This window comes from Candidatus Blochmannia vicinus, from assembly GCF_023586525.1.
Classification (GTDB): Bacteria; Pseudomonadota; Gammaproteobacteria; order Enterobacterales; family Enterobacteriaceae; genus Blochmanniella; species Blochmanniella vicinus.
Map to the genome: position 1 here is coordinate 504937 of NZ_CP097763.1, position 26857 is coordinate 531793.

A 26857-nucleotide genomic window follows, 5' to 3' on the forward strand; every position below is an offset into this window, starting at 1 on the left:
TTATATTAAACTTATATAGTTAATTGGTTTATTAAATATGGAGTAATTACAGATGTCAAAAACCGCAGATTCTTTTATGGATTTAGGGTTAAATCATCATATAATTGATGTCTTACATGATATTGGATATAAAAAACCTTTACCTATTCAAACTCAGTGTATTCCATATTTATTAGCTGGATATGATGTATTAGGAATGGCGCATACAGGTAGCGGAAAAACTGCAGCCTTTGTGTTGCCATTGCTACACAATATTGATATTAATGATTCTTTTTCTCAAGCATTGATTGTAACACCTACTCGAGAATTGGCGATCCAGATTGGAAGAGTGTGTTCTGATTTTACAAGATATATGAATAAAATAAATATTGTGACTTTATATGGAGGACAAAGTTATGACATTCAATTGCGCGCGTTGGATAAAAGGCCTCATATTATTGTCAGTACTCCAGGTAGATTAATAGATCATTTAGATCGTGGTACTGCTAATTTATCTAAATTAAAAACTTTAGTGATAGATGAAGCTGATGAAATGTTACGTATGGGGTTTATTGAAGACATTGAGCGTATTATTAGAAATGTTCCAATTAAGCGCCAAACAGCGTTATTTTCTGCTACTTTTCCTATGGGCATTCGCCGTATAAGTTATAGATTTATGAATAACCCAAAAGAAGTATATATTCATACTAATACAAATATGTGTGCTGATATTAAACAAAGTTATTGGTTAGTTCGCGGAATAGCTAAGCATGAAGCATTAATGCGATTTTTAGAAACAGAAGATTTTGAAGCAGCCATCGTTTTTGTTCGTACTAAATGCGCAACAGTTGAAATTTCTGAAATATTAGAAAAATTTGGTTATAATAGCGCGGCTTTAAACGGAGATATGAATCAAGCAATACGACATCAAACATTGGATCGATTAAGACACGGAAGTTTGGAAATTCTTATAGCTACCGATGTTGCCGCACGTGGATTAGATGTTCATCGTATTAGTTTAGTAATAAATTATGACGTACCAATAAATTCTGATGCCTACATACATCGTATAGGAAGAACTGGCAGAGCGGGACGCGTCGGGAAATCTTTATTGTTTGTAGAATATAAAGAATATCGTCTGTTACGTAATATTGAACGTAAAATAAATTTAAGTATTACAGAAGTTCGACATCCTACTATTAAAACTTTGCTTGCTTGCCGTTTGGCTAAATTTGTTAATAAAATAGAATCTCAATTAAATACTAATAATGATTTAGATATATATCGATCATTATTATCACAAATAAAACCTAAACAAGATTTAACAATAGAAAATTTAGCAGCCGTTTTATTGAAAATGGCACAGGGAAACCGTCCATTAGTGCTGCCTCCAGATCCAATTATTAAAAGTAAATCAAATTATAAAATACATACAAAAAATAATCATAAAAATAATTATCGTATTGATAATAAGGCTTTGAAAGCTAGGTTAAAATCTAAAAGAATATCTTCTAAAAATATGAATATTTATCATATATCAGTAGGGCGCAATGATGGAGTTAAAATCCGTCATATCATTGGAATGCTTTCAAGTAAAATTGATAATATTCGTTGTTATGAAATAGGTAGTATTAAATTATTTTCTTTTTATTCTATTATTGCATTAAATAAAGGACTGTCTAACAATAAGATATTAACTCAATTATCTCATGCGCGAATCTTAAATAAACCAATAAATGTGAAATTATTAGGTAATACATCTTTGCAAGATAGTATGTATCATAATCAAAATTTTTCTGAAAATGTATATGTATCCGATAAGGTAATATAAAAAATTAAATTAGTTAAACATATAATTATTGTTATAGAGTTAATTATGTATATTAGTTATTATTGATGCTACTATATAAATTTAATGTGAGTAAGTATGTGGATTAATAACGAAGATAAACAAAACAATTCTATTCTACAGCAATTAGGTATTATACTGTGGAAGTTACGATATCCCATAGTTTTAAATAATAATAATCAGATTAAATTATGGAGATGTCTACGCTTATTATTAATATCGTCAGATTTTTCAATATCATTGAATGACCCTTTTATTAAAGATGTTATACGTGCTGCGCGGTTTAATCCTAAAGAAGTATACGCATTAACTAATGGTCAAATTAATCACTTGATTACCCCATCAGGATTTTCTTGTCACTGTTGGTGGATTGGTACTGAAGTATCAAAAAATTTCTATGGAATATGTTTAAACACTCCATCATTGCCAGTATTAAAATGTAATATTAAAGCTAAACGTGATTTATGGCGACAAATTAGTTGTATTAAATTTTAATATTTAAATTTTGTTTAGACATGTTTTATTAAAAATAAAAAGAAATGTATCGTATTATAATAATAACAAATATTTCTTTTATTTTGAGTTTTTGAAAACGTATTTATGCAAGCTTGCACACTTATTTGAAGCTATCAATATAGAAATTAGTTCATAACATATAAGTCAACGTAATTTGTATAGATATATAAAAGTTTGTTAAACAATTGAAAATTAATGTTGCAAGGAGTAATAAATTATTTTTTACTAATCAATAGTGATTGTTTAATTAATTAAATTAATTATTTAATTATATTAATTGCATAATTTCAATATTTTCACTTTTTTGAAGTACATATAAGATTATTTACGAATATATTAATATTTAATAAATCTTCAATCTTTACTAACTCTATTTTTTATTTTATTGATATTCATATTATTACATGAAAATCTCGCAAAATTATTTTTATATTAACAATATATTTTGTGTTAATAAACAATATTGTTTTGTTATTGGTTTATTAGAAGATATTATCTTGTCCATATTTAATGGAATAAATATTCAAGTATATGCATACATAAACATTACTTAATTTGATTCTATTTTATAGATAATAGATCTTTGATGAATATATGTATATTTATGATAGTGATCCTATTTGTATATATAAATTTATCACTATATATTTTAATTTTTAATGAAAACAAATATTTTGATTTTTAGCAATGTTATTACCACCTAAATAATAATCGATTATCTCCTTGCGAAGTTTTATTATAGATAGTATTTATATTAAGTGATTTAATGATATAATTGATTATAATGTGTGTTTGTTCTAATTTTTAACTATTTATTGTAATGATTATCCATAAAAATACGGTAAACAATATGGATAAATAATTAAAGGATTTTATGTCAATTTTTATTAATAAAGGTTCAAGATATTAGAAATCATATTTAGGAGACAAAACATGCGAGTATTGAAATTTGGTGGAACTTCGCTTTCTAATGCAAATCAATTTGTTCATGTCGCCAATATTATTGAAAAAAATGCTCAAGAAGAACAAATAGCAGCAGTATTATCAGCGCCTGCAATGATTACTAATCATCTAGTATCCATCATCGATTATACATTGAATGGTAGTTCTATTTTAGAACATATCCACAATATAGAAATTATTTTTAATACTTTATTAAAAGATATAGCTCAAATTCAACCAGGATTTAGTCATATAGCTTTACATGCTATATTAGAAAAAGAGTTTGTTAATTTAAAAAATTTACTACATGGAATTTCATTATTAAAATTTTGTCCAGACAATGTAAATGCTAATATTATTTGTTTAGGGGAAAAATTATCTATTATCTTAATGGAAGGTTTATTGATAGCAAGAAATTTTCAAACAACTGTTATTAATCCAGTGGATAATCTTGTAGCGCAAGGAGGAGGATATCTCGCTTCTACGGTAAATATTGAAGAATCTGCGCGACGTATTCAAAATATACCTATTTTTCACTCAAATATTATATTAATGGCTGGATTCACTGCAGGTAATGAGCAAGGAGAATTAGTTGCTTTAGGGAGAAATGGTTCTGACTATTCAGCTGCAATTTTAGCGGCTTGCTTAGGAGCTAATCGTTGTGAAATTTGGACAGATGTAGATGGCATTTATACATGTGATCCACATCAAGTACCTAATGCAAAATTATTACATTCATTATCTTATCAAGAGGCCATGGAGCTCTCTTATTTTGGAGCTAAAATTTTACATCCCCGTACTATCGTTCCAATTGCTCAATTCCATATACCTTGCCTAATAAAAAATGTTTTTAAGCCTGATGCCCCTGGCACATTAATTGGGTCAATTAATAATGATTCAATTAATGTAGTTAAAGGAATTACATATCTAAATGATATGGTAATGTTAAACGTTTCTGGGCCAGGAATGAAAGGTATGATTGGTATGGCTGCTCGTGTATTTTCAGCAATGTCTAAAGCCATATGCTCAGTAGTGTTAATTACTCAATCATCTTCCGAGTATAGCATAAGTTTTTGTGTGCCTTATCAAGAATTATCAAAAGCTTGTGCTTCATTGAATGATGAATTTAATTTAGAATTAAAAAATGGCCTTTTGGAGCCAATAGATGTGATACAAGATCTTGCAATTATTTCAGTTGTCGGCGATGGCATGCGTACTCAACTAGGTTTATCTAACAAATTATTTGGAGCATTAGCTTGTGCTAATATTAATATTATTGCAATTGCTCAAGGATCTTCAGAGCGTTCTATTTCGGTAGTCGTAAAGAACAATGTTACTGCTATTGGAATTAGGGTAGCTCATCAAATGTTATTTAGTGTTGATCAACTAATAGAAGTATTTATTATTGGATCTGGAGGTGTTGGTACTGCTTTAATAGAACAAATCAAACGTCAGAGACATTGGTTAAAAAATAAACACATTGATTTACGAGTATGCGGAATTACTAATTCACGAGTGATGTATATCAGTATAAATGGCATTGATTTAAGTCATTGGAAATCATCACTTAAAAAAGCGGATGAATCTTGTGATTTAAAGAAATTAATAGATGTTATAAAAGAAAACCATTTGTTAAATCCAGTTATTGTTGATTGCACTAGTAGTGTTGATGTTGCTGATCATTATGTAAATTTTTTGTTAAATGGTTGTCATGTAATTGCGCCAAATAAAAAAGCTAATACTGGGTCTATGAAACGTTATCGGACGCTGAGAGAAGCTGTGATAACATCACGGAGAAAATTTTTGTACGATACTAATGTAGGAGCTGGATTACCAGTTATAGAAAATTTGCAAAAATTATTGAATGCTGGAGATGAATTAATAAGTTTTTCAGGTATTCTATCTGGATCTTTATCTTTTATTTTTGGAAAATTAGATGAGGGATTATCGTTATCTGCTGCAACTTTGTTAGCTAAGAATAAAGGTTATACTGAACCAGATCCTAGAGATGATCTTTCTGGTATAGATGTTGCTAGGAAATTACTAATTTTAGCACGAGAAGTTGGATATGAATTGGAGTTAGAGGACGTTCAAATCGATCCAATAATACCACATAATTTTATGAGTGAGTATAATACAGACAGTTTTTTTGAAAAATTATATTTGTTAGATGATATTATGTTGAATAGAGCTAAGAAAGCATATGAATTAGGACATGTATTACGTTATGTTGGAAATATACAAAAAGGACAATGTCGTGTGCAAATTGAATCTATAGATAATAATCATCCATTATTTAAAGTAAAAGATGGAGAAAACGCTCTTGCATTCTTTACACGGTATTATCAGCCGCTACCATTGGTACTGCGCGGTTATGGCGCAGGAAACGATGTTACAGCGGCAGGAGTATTTGCAGATTTATTGCGTACTTTATCATAAAATATAGTAAGGACATGTAGATATGGTCAGAGTTTATGCTCCAGCATCTATTGGTAATATTGGAGTAGGATTCGATACGTTAGGTATGGCAATTACTCCGATAAATGGTAGTTTACTTGGAGATTGTGTAAGTATTGAAGATTCTAATATTTTTAGTTTAAAAAATATAGGATATTTTCATAATCAATTACCAACACAATTAGAAGAAAATATTGTGTTTCAATGTTGGGAGAGATTTTGCAAAACTTTAGGACAAAAGTATCCTTTAAGTATTAAGTTAGAAAAAAATATTCCTGTTTCTTCTGGTTTGGGTTCTAGCGCTTGTTCTATAGTAGCTGTGTTAGTAGCAATGAATTATCATTACGGATCTCCACTTAATAAAGATCAATTGCTTGCATTAATGGGGGAAATGGAAGGAAAAATTTCTGGTTCAGTTCATTTTGATAATGTATCGCCTTGTTTTTTAGGAGGTATGCGTTTAATTTTAAAAAATTGTAATATTGTTAGCCAAGTAGTTCCTAGTTTTAATAATTGGGTATGGATTTTAGCGTATCCAGGCGTGAAAATATCCACCGCGATATCTCGATCAATATTACCAAACAAATATAATCGCGAGGATTGCATTAATCACAGTCAGTATTTATCTGGGTTCATCCATGCTTGTCATACTCAACAAGAATCTTTAGCAATTAGGTGTATGAAAGATATTATCGCAGAACCTTATCGCTCGCGATTATTTCCAGTAAAGTTATCTTATATACGTCATAATATTATGAAAAAAGGTGCTATATCTTGTGGTATTTCAGGGTCTGGCCCAACAATTTTTGTATTATGTAATACTTATGATGTAATAGAAGACATTTCTGATTGGCTATCACGTTTTTATTTAAAAAATGATTCAGGTTTTGTTCGAATTTGTGCCCTCGATAAGCGCGGAGCACGTATTATAGTGGAATAGTTAATGAAATTATATAACATTAAACAACATGATGAACAAGTCACATTTTATCAGGCTCTTATACAAGGACTAGGAAAAGATCAAGGGTTATTTTTCCCGGTAGATCTTCCAAAGTTCTCCGCACTTGAAATTAATTCTATGTTAGAAATGAATTTCATAGAACGTAGTGTGCATATTTTATCTACATATATTGGCTCTGAATTATCAAAAAATAGTATATTAAGTTGCGTTCAGAATGCTTTTAATTTTCCAGTACCATTAGTATTTATAAAAAATAATATTGCCATATTAGAACTTTTCCATGGGCCAACTTTAGCTTTTAAAGATTTTGGAAGCCGATTGATGGCACAAATGTTAAATAAAGTTAATCATCAATTCGACAAGCCTATGGTTATTCTTACAGCTACATCTGGAGATACAGGGGCAGCTGTAGCTCATGCTTTTGTTGATTTGAGTAACATACATGTTATTATTTTATATCCTAAAGGAAAAATTAGTGTGTTGCAAGAAAGATTATTTTGTACTTTAGGAGGCAATATTTCTACTATATCAGTAGATGGAGATTTTGATTCATGTCAATTTTTAGTGAAAAAAGCTTTTGAAGATAATATATTACGACAGATTTTAGATTTAAATTCTGCTAATTCTATTAATATTAGTCGCTTGTTAGCTCAAGTTTGTTATTATTTTGAAGGAATATCGCAATTACCACATCAAATGCATAATAAATTGGTTATTGCAGTTCCTAGTGGAAATTTTGGAAATTTGACCGCAGGACTATTAGCACAATCTTGTGGGCTGCCAGTGAAAAAATTTATTGTTGCTACTAATATGAATGATACTGTACCTAGATTCTTGAAAAATGGTTACTGGGAGCCTCATCCTACTGTTTCAACGTTTTCTAACGCAATGGATGTAAGTTGCCCAAATAATTGGCCTAGAATAGAAGAATTATTTCGTCGAGAAAATAGATCTATTAAGGAATTAAAATATGGTTGTGTCAATGATATGCTTACCGAAAAAACGGTTCAAGAAATTTCAGATTTAGGATATCTTTCTGAACCTCATACTGCTGTAGCGTATCGATTGTTGTCTGATCAATTAGATTCTGATGAATTTGGAATATGCCTTGGTACTGCTCATCCTGTTAAATTTAAAGAGCTAGTAGAATGTTTTTTGAAAAAAAAAATACAAGTGGTATTGCCTGTTTCATTAAAAGAACGTATGAGATTACCTATTTTATCATATGAAACATCTAAATGTTTTTCTTCGTTACGTAATTTAATTTTAAAAATAGTATCTTAAATGTTATGTATAAACGATATTTATCGTTACTAAAAACTTTTAGTATATTTATATGTGTATATGTGCAATTGATGTATTCAATTACAAATACTTAATCAATTTAAGTTAAAATTATGTAAATATACTTTTTGACATAAACGTCAATACATATAGGTATGCAACAAAATTAAAGTTTTATGAAAATAATAATGTAAGTTAAATGTTACATAATAACAGTCTATATTCTGTTATTAGCATAGATATGCTGTTATAATTTTTGTTAATAATGCATTTATAAAAAATAATAATTAAATTAAAATTTGTATAATGTTTTGAAAAGTTTTGAAAACAAACTTATTTTAAGGTTGAAAAGTACAGTTTTGACCGCATATCAGGTGAATAGTGTGATTGAATTGATTTTCAGTGGAGGCATTTAGATGGGAAAAATTATTGGTATAGACTTGGGCACGACCAATTCTTGTGTTGCAATTATTGAAGGAAATAAGCCTCGTGTATTAGAAAATAGCGAAGGCGATCGTACAACTCCCTCTATTATTGCTTATACACAAGATAGCGAGATTTTAGTTGGTCAACCGGCCAAACGTCAGTCTGTTACTAATCCTAAAAATACTTTGTTTGCTATTAAGCGACTGATCGGTCGTAGGTTTCAAGATAAAGAAGTACAACGTGATGTTAATATCATGCCGTATAAAATAATTTCTGCTAATAACGGAGATGCTTGGTTAGATGTTAAAGGACAAAAAATGGCTCCTCCTCAGGTTTCCGCTGAAATTTTGAAAAAAATGAAAAAAACTGCAGAAGATTATCTTGGAGAACAAATTTCAGAGGCGGTTATTACAGTTCCAGCTTATTTTAATGATGCTCAACGTCAAGCTACTAAAGATGCTGGACGTATTGCCGGATTAGAAGTTAAACGTATCATCAATGAACCAACTGCTGCAGCGTTAGCTTATGGTTTAGATAAAGATACTAGAGGTAATCGTACTATTGCTGTATATGATTTAGGTGGAGGAACTTTTGATATTTCGATTATTGAGATTGATGATGTTGATGGAGAAAAAACTTTTGAAGTATTGTCTACTAATGGGGACACTCATTTAGGTGGTGAAGATTTTGATAGCCTTTTAATAAATCATTTAGTAGACGAATTTAAAAAAGATCAACATATTAATTTATATAGCGATCCTTTAGCAATGCAGCGATTAAAAGAAGCAGCAGAAAAAGCAAAAATAGAATTATCTACTGCACATCAAACTGATGTAAACTTGCCGTATATCACAGCAGATAATACTGGCCCGAAGCATATGAATTTTAGAGTAACTCGTGCTAAATTGGAATCTCTTGTAGAAGATTTAGTAAATCGTACTATGGAGCCACTTAAAGTGGCGCTAAAGGATGCTAATTTATCTGTTACTAAAATAAATGATGTTATTTTAGTAGGTGGACAAACTCGTATGCCTCTTGTTCAAAAAAAGGTGTCTGAATTTTTTCAAAAAGAACCACGTAGAGATGTTAATCCTGATGAAGCAGTTGCTATTGGAGCGGCAGTGCAAGGGGGAGTATTATCAGGAGATGTGAAAGATGTGTTGTTGTTAGACGTAACGCCGTTATCTTTAGGGATTGAAACTATGGGAGGAGTCATGACCTCATTAATTTCTAAAAATACCACTATCCCTACTAAGCATAGTCAAGTTTTTTCTACAGCTGAAGATAATCAATCTGCTGTTACTATTCATGTATTACAAGGCGAAAGAAAAAGAGCAAGTGATAATAAATCATTGGGGCAATTTAATTTGGATGGAATAGCGCCGGCAATGCGTGGAACACCTCAAATTGAAGTAACTTTTGATATTGATGCTGATGGTATCTTACATGTATCTGCTAAAGATAAAAATAGTGGGCGTGAACAAAAGATAACTATTAAAGCTTCTTCTGGTTTAAATGAAGAAGAAATTAAGAAGATGGTTAAAGAAGCAGAAGTGAATGCTGAATCAGATCGTAAATTTGAAGAATTAGTACAAATTCGCAATCAAGCTGATCATTTGTTACATAGTACAAAAAAACAGTTAAAAGAAGTAAGTGACAGTATATCATTGGATGATAAATCCACTATAGAGGGCGCATTAAGAGAATTAGAATCAGTTATAAAAAATGAAGATAAAAATGAAATTGAATCTAAAATTCAATCTTTAATTAAAGTTTCTGGAAAATTATTAGAAGCGAGTCAAAAACATCAAGAACAATCTAAATCTCAAACTTCTAATAGTACTGCTGCTGATGCAACTGGAGAGGTGGTAGACGCAGAATTTGAAGAAATAAAAAACAAAAAGTAATTTTTTGAAAGATTAAATTTAAAACAGGAGAAAATAATATTAAAGTTATCACTCAAAAAATTGAAAACACAAATATGTTACATACCGAATGAATAGGTATATTGAGGGACATAAAGAAAACCATGGCTAAATCAGACTATTATGAGATTTTAGGCGTTTCCAAAAATGCGGATGAGCGTGAAATCAAAAAGTCCTATAAACGCCTGGCAATGAAATTTCATCCAGACCGTAATCCAGGAAATACTGCGGCTGAAACAAAGTTTAAAGAAATCAAAGAAGCGTACGAAATATTAAGTAATGTAGAAAAACGCGCTGCTTATGATCAATATGGTCATGCAGCATTTGAACAAGGAAATATGGGATCATCAGCTAATTCAGGAAGGGCATCAGATTTTAGTGATATTTTTGGTGATGTGTTTGGAGATATATTTGGAGGAAATAGACGAGGTCGTTCAGGCAGAGGTTCAGATTTACGGTATAATATAGAATTAAATTTAGAAGATGCAGTACGTGGGGTTATTAAAGAAATTCGCATACCAACTTTATCGACATGTGAGAAATGTCGTGGCAGTGGAGCGAGGTCTAACGCAGCAATAGTTACCTGCATGACGTGTCATGGTCAAGGACAAATTCAAATACGCCAAGGTTTTTTTTCTGTACAACAATCGTGTCCTGCATGTCATGGGCACGGAAAAATTATTAAAGAAGTTTGCAATAGATGCCATGGAAATGGACGGATAGAGCGATCTAAAACTCTTTCTGTTAAGATTCCTGCAGGTGTAAATACAGGAGATCGCATACGCTTATCAGGTGAAGGCGAATCTGGAATTAACGGTGCGCCTGCAGGAGATTTATATGTTCAAGTACAAATTAGAAAACATCCAATTTTTGATAGAGAAGAAAGAAATCTTTATTGTGAAGTGCCAATTAGTTTTTCTATGGCCGCTTTAGGAGGCGAAATTGAAGTACCTACTTTAGACGGTAGAGTTAAATTAAAAATTCCTCCTGAAACGCAAACTGGAAAATTGTTTCGCATGAGAGGAAAGGGTGTAAAATCAGTACGTAGTAGTGGTAGTAATGGTGATTTATTATGTAGGGTGGTAGTAGAAACTCCAGTTAGATTAAATAATACCCAAAAACAACTATTGCAAGATTTATCAGATAGTTTCGAAGGACCTAATGGAAATAGAAATAGCCCTAGGTCTAAAAGCTTTTTTGATGGCGTAAAAAAATTTTTCGATGATCTCACTCGTTGATTTAATTGAAACGGGGTCATCGTTATTTTAAGAACTAACGTTTTTAGTTTTTTATTTTTTATCCTATTTTATTTCGATAAACAACCAGTCATTGACACGATACGAGCGTACATTCTAGATTTATGCCTAGCAGCTTTATTCTTATGAATTAAACCTTTGCAAGCCTGCCGATCTATTATTTTTTGCATAGAAATAAATGCTGTCATTGCGGCATTTTTATCTTTAGCCACAATTGCCATGCGAACTTTTTTTATAAAAGTTCGCAACATAGATCGACGACTTATATTGTACATACGTCGACTCTTTGATTTTATAAGATTTTTTTTAGCTGATTTAGTATTAGCCAATACACTACTCTCCCTAATAATTGTAATATGAAATATAACAATATAATATATCCTATATTATATTGTTATATTTCATATTACAATTATTATTTATAATTTAAATATAATCGTTTTTTATGATTATAGTGTGTGTTTTACTTCTTAATTCTATCTTAAAAATTAAATTATTTTTATTATTTTTAATTAATTAAACTATAGAATAACAGAAACATTTTTTAATAATTTATTTAAATTTTTGACATGGAATTTATTAGGGGATTACACAATATAAAATCTCGTCATAAAGGTTGTATACTTACTATCGGTAATTTTGATGGATTTCATCGTGGACATCAAGCATTAATTTCAAAATTACAAAAAGAAAGGAATCATTTAAAATTACCTGTTATGGTTATGATTTTTGAACCACAACCCAGAGAATATTTATCTAATATCATAACAATACGATTAACTAGGTTACGAGATAAAATTAATTATTTATATACTGCAGGTGTAGATGTTATTCTATGTATTGCTTTCAATAAAAAATTTGCTTCAATAGAAGCATATAATTTCATTAAGAATATATTAATCTATAAACTAGGAGTACAGTTTGTTTATATCGGAGATGATTTTAGGTTCGGAGCTTTTAGAAAAGGAGATTTTTTTTTATTGAAAAAAATAAGTAAACATGAAGGTTTTAAAGTAATACGCACTACTGCTTATCTTGATTCGCACGGAAAAAGAATAAGCAGCACTGCGATACGTGAGGCTTTAATAGAAAACAGAATTTTAGATGCTGAATTATTACTGGGACATTCTTATTGTATTTCTGGTAGAGTAGTACGTGGAGATAGTTTAGGACGCAAACTTGGGTTTCCTACGGCTAATATATCATTACAGGGAAAAAGATTACCTATACGTGGTGTATATGCGGTAGAAGTATATGGTATTTCTAATCTGCCATTACCAGGTATAGCTAATATAGGAATACGTCCTACAATTACTGGTAAAAATCAACAACAATTAGAAGTGCATTTGTTAAACATCTCTGTAAATCTGTATACTTATCACATTAAAGTAGTTTTTTTAGCTAAAATACGTGATGAACAATATTTCACTTCTATGAAAAGATTACAACATCAAATCAAAACCGATATAATAAACGTACGTAGTTATTTTAACAAAAAATAATATCAACAAAATTTATAAAAATGGAATAATTTATAAATGATGAACTATAAAAATACTTTAAATTTACCATATACATCGTTTCCGATGCGTGCTAATTTAGCTATATGTGAACCCGACATATTAACGCGTTGGTATAAAAATAATTTATATGAAGCGATTCGTCTAAAAAAAAATAAAAAAAAACTGTTTTTGTTACACGATGGTCCGCCTTATGTAAATGGTAATATTCATTTAGGACATGCAGTTAACAAGGTACTTAAAGATATTATTCTTAAATATAAAGGATTTATGGGGTATAATGCCCCTTATATCCCGGGTTGGGATTGTCATGGATTACCTATCGAACTGCAAGTAGAACGATTGATAGGACAACCGGGAATTAATATTGATCCAAACGAATTTCGAAATATCTGTCGTAATTATGTTTTAGATCAAATAGAAATACAAAAAAAAGATTTTATGAGGTTAGGTGTTTTAGGGGACTGGGATAGATCTTATTTAACAATGGATTTTAAGACTGAAGCGAACATTATTCGTACTTTAAGTAAAGTGATATCTTGTGGTTATTTTTATAAAGGCATTAAACCAATACATTGGTGTTTTCAGTGTCGTTCCGTATTAGCTGAATCAGAAGTAGAATATAACAATTATTTATCTTCCGCTATTGATGTTACTTTTTCTGCAGTAGATAGTGTTCGTGTTTCTGAAATATTTAATATTAATTTATATAAACATACTATTGAATTAGTTATATGGACTACTACTCCTTGGACATTACCTGCTAATCAGGCTATTTCTGTACATCCTGATTACAGTTATCAATTAATTTTGATAAATGATAATAGATATATAATTATTGCAGCCAATTTGGTAGATATTGTAATGGAACGCATACAATGTTTGTCTTGGAAGATTTTAGGAGAAACTTTAGGTAATTCTTTAGAATCGTTAAAATTTCATCATCCATTTATGTCTTTTGATGTCCCTATTGTATTGAGTTATCATGTAACATTAGATGCTGGAACAGGAGCAGTACATATAGCTCCAAATCATGGTATTGATGACTATATTATAGCTCAAAAATACAATTTAAAAAAAATTGATAACATAATAAACGATACGGGATATTATATATCTGATATACATCCTATGTTAAATGGAGTACATATTTTTCAATCAAATAATATAATAATAAATTTACTGAATCAGTTGGGTGCTTTATTACATGTAAATTACGATTATAAACATAGTTATCCATATTGTTGGCGTCATGAAGTTCCTGTTATATTTAAAACTACTTCACAATGGTTTTTAAGTATAGATAAATATAACTTAAGAGATCAATTATTACATGTAATACATAAAGTACGCTGGATTCCAGAAAGAAGTAAATCTAGTATTGAAACAATGATTATTAATAGACCCGATTGGTGTCTTTCAAGGCAGCGTGTTTGGGGTGTGCCAATACCTTTATTCATTCATAAACAAACAAATATTTTACATCCACGTACATTTGAATTAATGGAAATAGTTGCGCAACGTGTAGAACAATATGGAATACAAGCGTGGTGGGATCTAAAAGTTGAAGATATTTTAGAAAAAGAAGTAGATCAATATGAAAAAGTATTAGATACACTGGATGTTTGGTTTGACTCTGGTTCTACTTGTGATTCAGTAATACCAGAAAGATTCAAATATCATAAACATTTACCAGATTTATATTTAGAAGGTTCAGATCAATATCGGGGTTGGTTTATGTCGTCTTTAATTATATCAACTATCATTAAAGGTAAAGCTCCTTATAGAGAAGTATTAAGTCATGGGTTCACTGTAGATGCTCAGGGACGTAAAATGTCTAAATCTCTTGGAAATGTTATTAGCCCACAGGAAATAATAAAGAATTTTGGAGCAGATATTTTGCGGTTATGGATAGCTTCTTCTGATTATTCTAAAGATATGACGATTTCCGATGATATTTTAAAACATACAGCTGATATATATCGGCGTATTCGTAATACAGCTCGATTTTGTTTAGCTAATATTAGTGATTTTAATCCGGAAAAAGAATGTGTGCATCCAGAAAACATGATCGCAATAGATTGTTGGGCAGTAAATTGTGCTTTATCTGTGCAATTAGGAGTAATATCAGATTATAAAAAATATAATTTTCATAATGTGATACGGCGGGTTATGCAGTTTTGTTCAGTAGAAATGGGTTCTTTTTATTTAGATATTATTAAGGATCGACAGTACACTACAAAAAAAAATAGCACGGCGCGTCGTAGTTGTCAAACTGCATTATATCATATTATTGAATCTATGGTACGTTGGATAGCTCCAATTTTATCTTTTACTGCTGATGAAATTTGGAAATATATTCCAGGAAATCGATCAGAATATGTGTTTACTGAAGAGTGGTATGATGGGTTATTTAGCATTAATTCAACACAAGTTATGAGCAATAACCATTGGAATACTTTTTTAAATGTTCGGAACGAAGTAAATAAAACAGTTGAACAAGCGCGTCTTAACGGAATTATTAGAGGATCTTTAGATGCTAGTGTAGTTTTATATGCTATTCCAGAATTAGCGAGCAAATTACGTATATTAGATAATGAACTGTCTTTTGGATTGATAACATCCTCTGCTATAGTTTTAGATTATGACGATAAATTTAATAGAACTACATATAAACCAGAAGGAATACCAGGATTACAGATTTTTTTAGAAAAAGCTAAAGGAAAAAAGTGTTTGCGTTGTTGGCATTATAGATTAGACGTTGATCAAAATAAACATTATTCAAATATTTGTGCGCGTTGTGTTTCTAATATAGCTGGGCCAGGAGAAAATCGTAGGTTCTTTTAATGCAACATAAACAATATAATCATAAAAATTTAAAATGGTTATGGTTATCTATACTATTGATGTTATTAGATATAGAAACTAAATATTTAATAAAGACTCATTTTTTGATTGGAGAAGTGTTATCAGTAGTACCTGGTATTAATTTTTATTATATTCACAACTCGGGATTGGCTTTTGGGATATTCGCTAATGTTAATGTATATTATCGTTTAATATTTATATGGATAACAATATTAATTATTATGGCATTTGTTATAACTTTATATAAAATGATTGAATATTCTAAATGTTATAGTATATCTTGTTCTATGGTTATTGGAGGAGCTTTAGGAAATCTATTAGATCGTGTGTTGTATGGAACAGTGGTGGACTTTATTGACGTATATATTAAAAGTTGGCATTGGCCAACTTTTAATATTGCAGATATGGCTATTTGTATAGGAACTATTATTTTAATAGTAAAGCATTATTGTGATTTTTAAGAAATTTTAATTTAAGATATTCATATATGTCGATTAAAAATATACGATGATATCGTATTACTATGTTTGTATATAGGGGGGTGTAGATATTAAAGTTGTATTGGCTAATCCACGTGGATTCTGTGCAGGAGTAAATCGAGCAATTAATATTGTTGAGAAAGCTATTCAAGTATATGGTACTCCTATTTATGTAAAACATGAGTTAGTACATAATAGTTATGTAGTGAACCAATTATCAAAGAAAGGTATTGTTTTTATTGAACAAATAAATGAAGTACCCAATGGATCGGTTCTAATTTTTTCTGCTCATGGAGTGTCAAAAAAGATACGAGAAGAAGCTAAAATTAAGAGTTTAGTAGTACTCGATGCCACTTGTCCATTAGTTACTAAAGTGCATATGGAGGTTGCACGCGCTAATCGTAACGATATGGAAGTTATTTTAATAGGGCATGCTGGTCATCCAGAAGTAGAAGGAACGATGGGCCAATATATTTCTAAAAATTCTGAAAAAAAAATATATTTAGTTGAATCTCAATCAGACGCTTGGTTGCTTAAGGTAAATTATCCAAATAATTTGTTTCTTGTAACACAAACAACTTTGTCAATAGATGATACTGCAGAAATTGTTACGATTTTACATAAGAGATTTCCTAATATTCTAAGTTCTAGAAAAAATGATATTTGTTATGCCACATTTAATAGACAGAATGCCCTTAAAAATTTAGCTTTAACAGTAGAGATAATATTTGTTGTAGGATCAAGGATGTCATCTAATTCTATGAGGTTAATTGAATTAGCACATCGTATTGGAAAAATTTCATATTTAATTAGTCATGCTAATGATATTCAAAAAGATTGGTTGCGTGGAATAAATAATATTGGTATTACTGCTGGAGCATCAGCTCCGGATATCTTAGTACATCAAGTTCTAAATAAGTTACGTATATTAAGTAAAGATCATTTTGTTGTTGAAGAAATGATCGGACAAGAAGAGAATATGTTTTTTAATATGCCTAAAATTTAATATATTAAATAATAATATATTTATTAATTTAGTGTAAGAGTAAAACCTTATAGTTTCAAGTAAAATAAAATAGCATAAAACGGTATAACGATGGTATATATTATTTATTGTATTTCATTAAATAAAATACAATAAATAATTACTAAAAATTTGTTGAATATTTATATTTTATTGTTCCATATCAAGTATGGAATCAAATCATAGTTGTACATTCTTCTATATACAATAAGTACTATTATAGGGTATATAAAAATTATGAATGATGCACTTCTTCGTATTGCCGTTACGGGAGTAACCGGGCGTATGGGTAAAAAAATAATACAATGTATCGTTAAAGGAGAAAAAAAATTTAGTCAAAAAATCATTTTAGGAGCTGCTATAACACGTTCAAATGCTAGTATTTGTGGAATGGATGTTGGAAAGTTAATAAAAACTGATACTTTAGGAATAACAGTTACTGATGATCTCGAGTTAGTTAAAAATGACTTCGATGTTTTAGTAGATTTTACTGCTCCTAGTATATCTATGGAATATTTAAAATTTTGTGTTAATAATAATAAAAATATAGTTATTGGTACGACTGGGTTTAATAAGGCTGATGAGAGTTGTATTATGAATGCGTCTCGAAAGATAGGAATTGTATTTTCTTCCAATTTTAGTATAGGTATAGCATTAATATCAAGATTGTTACACAGGATTACGCATATCATAGGTGATAATTCAGATATCAGTATTGTTGAAGCGCATCATAATAAAAAAAGTGATATTCCATCTGGAACTGCTTTAATGATAAAAAATACTATTGTAAATGCATTAAGATCTACCCACTCTATAGCAGCTATGAATCGAAATGTTGATTACCCAACATATTCATCAGTATCATCTTCCGATCGTAATATTTCAATTCATTCGATACGTGCTGGGAATATTATTGGAGAACATACTGTTTTATTTATAGGATCAGAAGAGCGCTTAGAAATAACACATAAAGCATTAGATCGCACAATTTTTGCTCATGGGGCATTACATTCTGCTATTTGGTTAGGATATGATAAAGTAGGATTATTTAATATAGGAGATACTTTAGGAATAAATGCGTTGTTATAATTACTTGAGATAGAGACAATAATAGTAGAGTTTTGTATATTGTATTTAATAATTGAAATATTTGGAAAATTAATAATAAAATAAAACATGTGTAAATTTTATTTACACATGTTTTATTTTATTATACTATAATATTAATTATAATTTAATATCTAACTCATCAATTTCCTTTAATAAATTAAATATAGATTATATATTTAATAATTAATTTACTCGATGAATATAGAGGTATTTTGATGAAACCGGCATTATTGGTACTAGAAGATGGCAATCAATTCTATGGTTATGCAATAGGAGCTGAAGGTGAAACAGTAGGAGAAGTAGTGTTCAATACATCAATGACGGGATATCAAGAAATAATTACTGATCCTTCTTATGCGTATCAAATAGTAATTTTAACTTATCCTCATATTGGAAATGTTGGAACCAATGAACTTGATAATGAATCTTCTTGCATTCAGGTAAGAGGGCTTATTATTCATAATTTAGCCACTACTGTTAGTAATTTTCGTCATACGTTAACTCTTTCAGACTATTTAATACAACAAAATGTTGTTGGTATTGCTGGAGTAGACACTCGTAAATTAACTCGATTAATACGAGAAAAAGGAATGCAACATGGTTGCATTATTGCTCATGATGCTCCTAATGCTGCTTTAGCGTTACGTAGAGCTCGTGAATTTCCTGGATTGCACGGACTTAATCTTGCTCACAAAGTAAGTACTTCTCAACAATATATATGGAATCAAGGTACTTGGGATATCAAATCTGGAGTATTTGTTACCCCATTAAGTTTACCTTATCGTGTGGTAGTATATGATTTTGGTATTAAACGAAACATCATGCGTATATTAGTAGATTATGGTTGTTTATTAACTGTAGTCCCGGCGCATACCACAGCGCGCGAAATAATTAATATGAAACCAGATGGAATTTTTTTAGCTAATGGGCCCGGAGATCCAAATGCATATGGATATGCAATTAATTCTATTCAAATTTTTTTAAATACCACTAAAATACCGTTATTTGGAATTTGTTTAGGTCATCAATTACTAGCGCTAGCTAATGGAGCAAAAATAATAAAAATGAAATTTGGTCATCATGGATCTAATCATCCGGTAAAAGATATAGAAACAAATAAAGTTATAATAACTACTCAAAACCATAATTTTGTAGTAGATAAAAAAACTTTACCTGATACTTTAAAAATAACACATATTTCATTATTTGACGGTACATTACAAGGTATCCGCCATATTAATAAACCTGCTTTTAGTTTCCAGGGCCATCCAGAAGCTAGTCCTGGTCCTCACGATGCTACATCATCATTATTCAGTCATTTCATCAAATTAATTAAAAATTATCGTAATAAATAATATGTTTGGAGAGTACAAACATGCCAAAAAGAACCGATATACAAAGCATCTTGCTATTGGGAGCTGGGCCAATTATTATCGGGCAAGCCTGTGAATTTGATTACTCTGGAGCACAAGCTTGTAAAGCATTACGTGAAGAAGGATATCGTCTTGTTTTAGTAAACTCTAATCCTGCTACAATTATGACAGATCCTGATATGGCTGACGCAACTTATATTGAAGCAATTCAATGGGAGATGATATCTAAAATTATTGAAAAAGAACGTCCAGACGCACTACTTCCAACCATGGGTGGGCAAACTGCTTTGAATTGCACTTTAGATTTAGAACGTCACGGAATTTTAAGAAAATTTAATATCATAACTATCGGAGCAACGATAGACTCGATTTATAAAGCAGAAGACCGCCAAAGATTTCGAGAGTCTATGGAAAAAATTGGTTTAGATATAGCCCGATCTGAAATTGCGCACGATATAAATGAAGCTATGATAACTTTAGAAAAAATTGGACTACCTTGTATTATTCGCCCTTCTTTTACTTTAGGAGGAAGTGGAGGAGGTGTTGCTTATACTGAAGAAGAATTTAAAAAGCTTTGCAAATATGGATTAAATTTATCTCCTAATCATGAGCTTTTAATTGATGAATCTTTAATTGGTTGGAAAGAATATGAAATGGAAGTAATTCGTGATATTAAAGACAATTGTATAATTGTATGTTCTATAGAAAACGTTGATCCTATGGGCATCCATACTGGTGATTCTATTACTGTGGCGCCGGCTCAAACTTTAACTGATAAAGAATATCAGGTTATGAGAAATGCTTCAATAATGGTATTACGTGAAATTGGAGTAGAGACTGGTGGAGCTAACGTACAATTTGCAGTGAATCCAAATAATGGAAGACTTCTTGTCATTGAAATGAATCCAAGAGTATCACGATCATCAGCATTAGCTTCAAAAGCAACTGGATTTCCTATAGCTAAAATAGCTACTAAACTGGCAGTAGGATATACTCTAGATGAATTATCAAATGATATTACAAATGGATGCATTCCTGCATCTTTTGAGCCATCTATAGATTATGTAGTAACTAAAATTCCACGTTTTGATTTTGAAAAATTTCCAGGACGACACAATAATAGATTAACAACTCAAATGAAATCAGTGGGTGAAGTGATGGCGATTGGACGTAGTCAACAAGAATCTCTACAAAAAGCAATACGTGGACTGGAGATAGGAGTAACAGGATTAGATTCCAAAATTAATTTAGATCATCCTAAAGCATTTAATATTATTAAATATGAATTAAAAAATGCTAGCAGTAACAGAATATGGTACATTGCTGATGCTTTCCGATATGGAATATCTTTAGAACAAATTTTTCATTTAACTAATATCGATCGTTGGTTTTTAGCTCAAATTGAAGAATTAATACAATTAGAAAATGATATAATATCCACAGGAATATCATACCTTAATAGAAATCAGTTATATTTTCTTAAAAAGAAAGGATTTTCTGACGCAAGATTAGGAAAATTGACAGGTGTATCAGAAAACAAGATTCGTGCATTAAGATTTATGTATGATATACATCCTGTATATAAACATGTAGATGCCTGTGCGGCAGAATTTTCTACTGATACTTCTTACATGTATTCTACTTATGATGGTGAGTGTGAATCCCAGTTCAAGCAAAATAATAAAACTATCATGATATTAGGAGGGGGACCCAATCGTATTGGGCAAGGTATTGAATTTGATTACTGCTGTGTTCATGCAGCATTAACATTGCGTGAAAGTGGATATAATGTAATCATGGTAAATTGTAATCCCGAAACTGTTTCTACTGACTATGATATATCAGATATGCTTTATTTTGAACCAATTACTTTAGAGGATGTTTTAGAAATAATACGTATTACTAAACCAACAGGCGTAATTATTCAATATGGAGGACAAACTCCATTAAAATTAGCTAAAGCAATGGAGGCAGCTGGAATATCTATTATAGGTACTAGCCCAGATGCGATTGATCAAGCAGAAAACAGAGAACGATTCCAGCGTGCGATAAAATGTTTAGGATTACAACAACCTAATAATGTTACCGTTACATCATTAGAATCAGCTTTAAAAAACGCCAAAATCATAGGATATCCTATAGTGGTGAGACCTTCTTATGTTTTAGGAGGCAGAGCTATGGAGATAGTATATAACAAAAAAGAATTATTATGTTATTTTAAAAATGCTGTTAAAGTCTCTAATAATGCTCCAGTTTTATTAGATCATTTTCTAGAAAATGCAATTGAAGTAGATGTAGATGCTATTTGTGATGGACAGCAGGTATTTATTGGAGGAATTATGGAACATATTGAATACGCGGGAGTACATTCTGGAGATTCAGCATGTTCTTTACCAGCTTATACATTGAATAAAAATATTCAAGATAAGATACGGTGTCAAGTAAAAAAACTAGCATTCAAATTTAATATAAGAGGTTTAGTTAACATACAATTTGCAATACAAAAAAATGAAATTTATATAATTGAGATTAATCCAAGAGCGTCACGTACAGTTCCTTTCGTATCTAAAGCTACTGGTATAGCATTAGCAAAAATTGGGACTCGAGTGATGATTGGGCAATCTTTATTGGATCAAGGTATTATAAAAGAAGTGATTCCTCCTTATTTTTCAGTGAAAGAGGTAGTATTGCCGTTTAATAAATTTATTGATATAAATCCAAAATTAGGACCAGAAATGAGATCTACAGGGGAAGTGATGGGCATTGGTCGAACTTTTGAAGAAGCATTTGCTAAAGCAACAGTAAATAGTCAATCTTATATTAAAAAACATGGTGAGATATTATTATCATTATCTAAAAGAGATACAGATAAAGCGATAGATTTAGTTACTAAATTTATTCAAAATGGTTTTATGTTAGATGTTTCATATGAAACAGCAAAGATGTTAAAAAGTGTTGGCATTGTTTCTCAAATGATTAGGCCAGTGCACATAGCTAATACATATATTCACAAAAAAATTAAAAATGGTGAATATAGTTATGTTGTAGATACTACTACAACAGATGAAGTTAGCGGTAATAATACTACATTGCTGTGTCGTATCGCACTGCAACATAATATTCATTATGGTACTACAATAAATGGGAGTTTTGCTGCGGCAATATCATTAACTATTGATACTACGGAACATGTTATATCAATTCAAGATATGCATTCTAAAATAGAATATTAATTTATAATTTAATAATATGTAGATAAATGTAATTATAAAAATGGTGTGTATTTTTGATAAAATTACTACTGGCGTAATTAGATAGGTATTATTTAAAAATATTTTGTTTAATTTAATAAGCATTAAAATCTCTTATATATGATTATTAGCTTAATTGCTGCATTGACCACCAATCATGTAATTGGAAAAAGAAATGTTATTCCTTGGTATTTTCCTATAGATATTAAGTGGTTCAAGCATCATACTTTGTATAAGCCAGTTATTATGGGACGTAAAACATTTGAATCAATAGGCAAAAAACCACTGCTAAATAGATTGAATATTGTTTTAAGTCGTAATGCAATAAATAATCGTAATGATGTTTTTTTTGTGATAGACAGCCCAGACTATGCTTTATCCTTAATAAAGGATATATACGAAGAGGTTATGATAATTGGGGGAGGTACAATATATAATGTTTTTTTGCCTTATGCGCAACGTTTGTATTTAACATATATTAACAGTATTATCGATATTGATGGTGATTCTTGGTTTCCTGATTATGATATAAAAGAATGGAAATCTGTTTTTAATAGTTTTTATAAAGTAAATGATGATATTTTTTGTTACTTAAATTTTAAAATTTTAGAACGTCTTTAATGAAACCAATTATAGTTAAAATTATAAAAGCATTTTGTATTGATAGACTCAATTATATATTTGAGATCAATAAACTATTTTTTAAAAAGAGTGATGAATTGAATATAATTTTTTAATTTATTTTTAGTTTATACGAAATATCTATATAAAACTTTCAGAATTTTAATTTTATTTTTAAGCGTTAAGCAGGTGGAGTACAAGGTATAGATATAATTTCTTTATTTTCCCATCGCAATAAGGTAAGTGCACCGCCCCAACAACAACCGGAATCTAAACCATAAATCCCAGAAGGAACCTGTATATTTTTTAATGCTGCCCAATGGCCGAAAATTATGTTATATGTGGGATCGATCATTTTTTTTAAAGAAAACCATGGATAAATATTTTTTGGGGCATTCTTAGGCGCTCCTTTATATTTAAAATCTAATTGTCCGTTTAAATAAACATAACGCATTCGGGTAAATACATTAATGTATTCTTGTACCTGTTCCAACTTTTTTTTATTTATTTGAATCTGATGTGAATCAGTAGATACATCTTTATATATATTTTTGAAAATCAAATAAGGACAGTCGCTAACCAGAATTTCTTCTATTTCTTGAGCATACTTTTTAGCAGCGCAAATATTCCAATTAGGATTAATTCCTGCATGTGTCATTATTATTTTTTTATCTTCATCTATGTATAGTAAAGGTTGATGACGTAGCCAATACATTAATTCTTCTAAGTCTGGAGCATTTAATATCTCATTAAAGTAATCTTTATGATTTTTATGATCCATTCCAAAATATGTTTTTAACAAATGTAACTCATGATTACCTAATACTAGGTGAGCGCTTGAATGAAAATTGTAGACTAGACGTAACACTTCTAATGAACTAGGTCCCCTTGCTATTAAATCTCCAGTTAAATGTAAAGTATCAACATTAGGATCAAAACGTATTCGATCCAGCATAGTTCTTAAGTTCTTATAACATCCATGTACATCTCCAATAAAATAAGTAGACATTTTGATTATAAATTTTTTATTAAAGAAGCCATTAATTATAAAATGAATATTTTATGCAAACTATTCAGTTATTGATATCTTTCAAAAGATATCAATAACTGAATACAATTGAAACAGATAAAATCATATCACTTAAATAGCTAAAACACAATCATGCATGATTGTGTTTTAGCTATTTAAGTGATATGATTTTAAATCAAGTTTATTTATTGTTTAGTATAGCTGCCAATGTGCAATATTGGTTAATAGTAATGTTTTCTGCTCGTAATGTTGGATTAATTCCTTGTTGTATTATTTCTGTTTGATTAAAAAATGTAGATAAGCTGTTACGCAGAGTTTTACGTCGTTGTCTAAATGCTAGTTCAGTAAGTAAAGATAGGGTTTTTACGTCGATTACAGGATAAGGAGTATTCGTGTGCGGAATGAAGCGTATCATTAAAGATTCTACTTTTGGAATAGGAATAAAAGAAGTTGCCGGTATTTTAAATAATGGAATGGTTTTATAATGATACTGTGTTACTATACTTAATCTTCCGTATTCTTTGTTATTGGGATCTGCGCAAATTCGTCTTCCTACTTCTTTTTGAAACATAAAATGCATATCATCAATTACATTAAGATACTTAAATAAATATATGATTAATTCTGTAGCTATATTATAAGGTAAATTTCCTATTAATCGTAGTTTTTGTCCGAATTGGTTAGATAAATCGAAAAAGTTTGTTATCATTACATTTTGACTAAAAATTTTAATTTTTTTATTAAACATTTGAATTAATCGATTAACTAAATTGGAATCGCGTTCTATTAATATCAAAAAATCAATATCTATAGTATCCAAAATTTGTTTGGTTAATGCGCCTAATCCAGGTCCAATTTCTACTATTTTTTGATATTTTTTAGGATTGATAGATTTAACGATAGCATTAATAATATTTTGATCATTAAGAAAGATTTGACCCCATTTTTTTTGTATACAATGATTTTTATAGTATATTTTTTTCATGAAGTTTATTTGCCATATTGATTGCAACTGTGATAGCCATAATCATACTATTGGGTAATGCTAATCCTGTACCAGATAGCTCAAGAGCAGTTCCGTGATCCACAGAAGTTCTAATAAAAGGCAATCCAAAAGTAATGTTTACTGATTGACCAAATCCAGAATACTTCAGCACAGGCAATCCCTGATCATGATACATAACTAATATTACGTCTGCATGTTGTATATATTTTGATTGAAATATTGTGTCAGCTGATAACGGTCCTATTATTTCATAATTAGTGTGTTTTTTTAAAATATTTAGAGCAGGTATAATAGTTTCAATTTCTTCTTGTCCTATATATCCAGATTCCCCAGCATGAGGATTTAAACCACATACATAAATCTTAGGACATAGAATGCCAAAATATTGGGTTAATCCCTTAGCGAGAATAGAAATAGTATCACAAAGAGATTTTTGAGTAATTACTTTTGGAACAGACAAGATAGGTATATGAGTAGTGGCCAATGCAATACGTAGTTTACTATTGCTTAACATCATGACAGTTTTCTTGCATTTATTTATGTGAGATAAAAATTCAGTATGTCCACGAAATGCTATATTTCCTTTATTCAGAATAGCTTTATGTACAGGACCAGTAACTAATGCTGAAAATTCTTTATTTAAACATCCTTGCGATGCTCTTTTTAAAGTATTAATGACGTAATCATTATTATTAATATTTAATCTGCCAGGCACAGATTTTTTTGGAAGTAACACTTTTAATATAGATAATTCTCCAGGTACACAAGGAGATGCTGTTTTGTTAGCATGATAAGAACGTAATTTTAAAGGCAAATTTATTTGACTTGCTCTATCTAATAGCAAATAAGGATCTGCGCATACAACTAATTCTACGGGCCATTTTTTTTGTGCGCTCATGATTATTACATCAGGACCGATCCCAGCGGGTTCTCCTGTGGTAATAATAATTCGTTGTAATTTTTTATTTGTTTTAATCATT

At 30.1% G+C, this 26857-nt stretch carries 19 protein-coding genes; 15 read left to right on the forward strand and 4 right to left on the reverse strand.

Features of this window, described 5'->3' with window-relative positions:
- Positions 1-52: 52 nt before the first annotated feature.
- The 7 genes from M9408_RS02125 (at position 53) to dnaJ (ending at position 11577) form a co-directional block, all read left to right on the forward strand.
- Positions 53-1810 carry a DEAD/DEAH box helicase gene (locus M9408_RS02125; RefSeq protein ID WP_250257022.1) on the forward strand — a complete coding sequence of 586 codons (1758 nt, stop codon included), beginning with the start codon at positions 53-55 and terminating at the stop codon, positions 1808-1810.
- A gap of 96 nt (positions 1811-1906) precedes the next feature.
- Positions 1907-2323, forward strand: coding sequence for a DNA polymerase III subunit psi (locus M9408_RS02130; protein ID WP_250257023.1), 417 nt, complete (start codon positions 1907-1909; stop codon positions 2321-2323).
- Positions 2324-3277: 954 nt separating this feature from the next.
- On the forward strand, positions 3278-5725 hold the full coding sequence (gene thrA, locus M9408_RS02135) for a bifunctional aspartate kinase/homoserine dehydrogenase I (protein ID WP_250257024.1): 2448 nt from the start codon (positions 3278-3280) through the stop codon (positions 5723-5725).
- Positions 5726-5747: 22 nt separating this feature from the next.
- Positions 5748-6683, forward strand: a complete 936-nt coding sequence (thrB, locus tag M9408_RS02140; protein ID WP_250257025.1) for a homoserine kinase — start codon at positions 5748-5750, stop codon at positions 6681-6683.
- 3 nt (positions 6684-6686) lie between these two features.
- On the forward strand, positions 6687-7988 hold the full coding sequence (thrC, locus tag M9408_RS02145; protein WP_250257026.1) for a threonine synthase: 1302 nt from the start codon (positions 6687-6689) through the stop codon (positions 7986-7988).
- Between the two features lie 416 nt (positions 7989-8404).
- Positions 8405-10321, forward strand: coding sequence for a molecular chaperone DnaK (gene dnaK / locus M9408_RS02150; protein WP_250257027.1), 1917 nt, complete (start codon positions 8405-8407; stop codon positions 10319-10321).
- 122 nt (positions 10322-10443) lie between these two features.
- Positions 10444-11577: a molecular chaperone DnaJ gene (dnaJ, locus tag M9408_RS02155; RefSeq protein WP_250257028.1), complete on the forward strand. Its 1134-nt coding sequence runs from the start codon at positions 10444-10446 to the stop codon at positions 11575-11577.
- A 68-nt stretch (positions 11578-11645) separates the two neighbouring features.
- On the opposite strand, the gene rpsT is transcribed toward dnaJ, so the two are convergent.
- Positions 11646-11924 (reverse strand): 30S ribosomal protein S20, encoded by a 279-nt coding sequence (gene rpsT / locus M9408_RS02160; protein WP_250257029.1) that lies wholly within the window; start codon positions 11922-11924, stop codon positions 11646-11648.
- Between the two features lie 240 nt (positions 11925-12164).
- Between rpsT and ribF the strand changes: the two genes are divergently transcribed.
- From ribF to M9408_RS02200, 8 genes are all read left to right on the forward strand, one after another.
- Complete coding sequence (ribF, locus tag M9408_RS02165) at positions 12165-13097, forward strand: bifunctional riboflavin kinase/FAD synthetase (protein WP_250257030.1); 933 nt, start codon at positions 12165-12167, stop codon at positions 13095-13097.
- A 36-nt stretch (positions 13098-13133) separates the two neighbouring features.
- A complete protein-coding gene (gene ileS / locus M9408_RS02170; RefSeq protein ID WP_250257031.1) occupies positions 13134-15962 on the forward strand; it encodes an isoleucine--tRNA ligase in 2829 nt (942 codons plus the stop codon).
- Positions 15962-16444: a signal peptidase II gene (lspA, locus tag M9408_RS02175; protein WP_250257032.1), complete on the forward strand. Its 483-nt coding sequence runs from the start codon at positions 15962-15964 to the stop codon at positions 16442-16444. Before ileS ends, lspA begins: the two co-directional genes overlap by 1 nt.
- A gap of 88 nt (positions 16445-16532) precedes the next feature.
- On the forward strand, positions 16533-17468 hold the full coding sequence (ispH, locus tag M9408_RS02180) for a 4-hydroxy-3-methylbut-2-enyl diphosphate reductase (RefSeq protein WP_250257477.1): 936 nt from the start codon (positions 16533-16535) through the stop codon (positions 17466-17468).
- Between the two features lie 255 nt (positions 17469-17723).
- Positions 17724-18575, forward strand: a complete 852-nt coding sequence (gene dapB, locus M9408_RS02185) for a 4-hydroxy-tetrahydrodipicolinate reductase (protein WP_250257033.1) — start codon at positions 17724-17726, stop codon at positions 18573-18575.
- A 233-nt stretch (positions 18576-18808) separates the two neighbouring features.
- The gene (gene carA / locus M9408_RS02190; RefSeq protein WP_250248449.1) at positions 18809-19951 is read left to right on the forward strand and encodes a glutamine-hydrolyzing carbamoyl-phosphate synthase small subunit; all 1143 of its coding nucleotides are present in this window, start codon (positions 18809-18811) and stop codon (positions 19949-19951) included.
- Positions 19952-19971: 20 nt separating this feature from the next.
- Entirely contained in the window at positions 19972-23202 is a 3231-nt protein-coding gene (gene carB / locus M9408_RS02195; RefSeq protein WP_250257034.1) for a carbamoyl-phosphate synthase large subunit, read from the forward strand.
- A gap of 138 nt (positions 23203-23340) precedes the next feature.
- On the forward strand, positions 23341-23841 hold the full coding sequence (locus tag M9408_RS02200; RefSeq protein WP_250257035.1) for a dihydrofolate reductase: 501 nt from the start codon (positions 23341-23343) through the stop codon (positions 23839-23841).
- A 181-nt stretch (positions 23842-24022) separates the two neighbouring features.
- Here M9408_RS02200 and M9408_RS02205 read toward each other — a convergent pair whose 3' ends face one another.
- The 3 genes from M9408_RS02205 to pdxA form a co-directional block, all read right to left on the reverse strand.
- Entirely contained in the window at positions 24023-24850 is an 828-nt protein-coding gene (locus M9408_RS02205; RefSeq protein WP_250257036.1) for a symmetrical bis(5'-nucleosyl)-tetraphosphatase, read from the reverse strand.
- A gap of 202 nt (positions 24851-25052) precedes the next feature.
- Positions 25053-25856, reverse strand: coding sequence for a 16S rRNA (adenine(1518)-N(6)/adenine(1519)-N(6))-dimethyltransferase RsmA (gene rsmA / locus M9408_RS02210; RefSeq protein WP_250257037.1), 804 nt, complete (start codon positions 25854-25856; stop codon positions 25053-25055).
- On the reverse strand, positions 25837-26856 hold the full coding sequence (gene pdxA / locus M9408_RS02215) for a 4-hydroxythreonine-4-phosphate dehydrogenase PdxA (protein WP_250257038.1): 1020 nt from the start codon (positions 26854-26856) through the stop codon (positions 25837-25839). The genes rsmA and pdxA overlap by 20 nt, the downstream gene beginning before the upstream one ends.
- Position 26857: the final 1 nt, after the last annotated feature.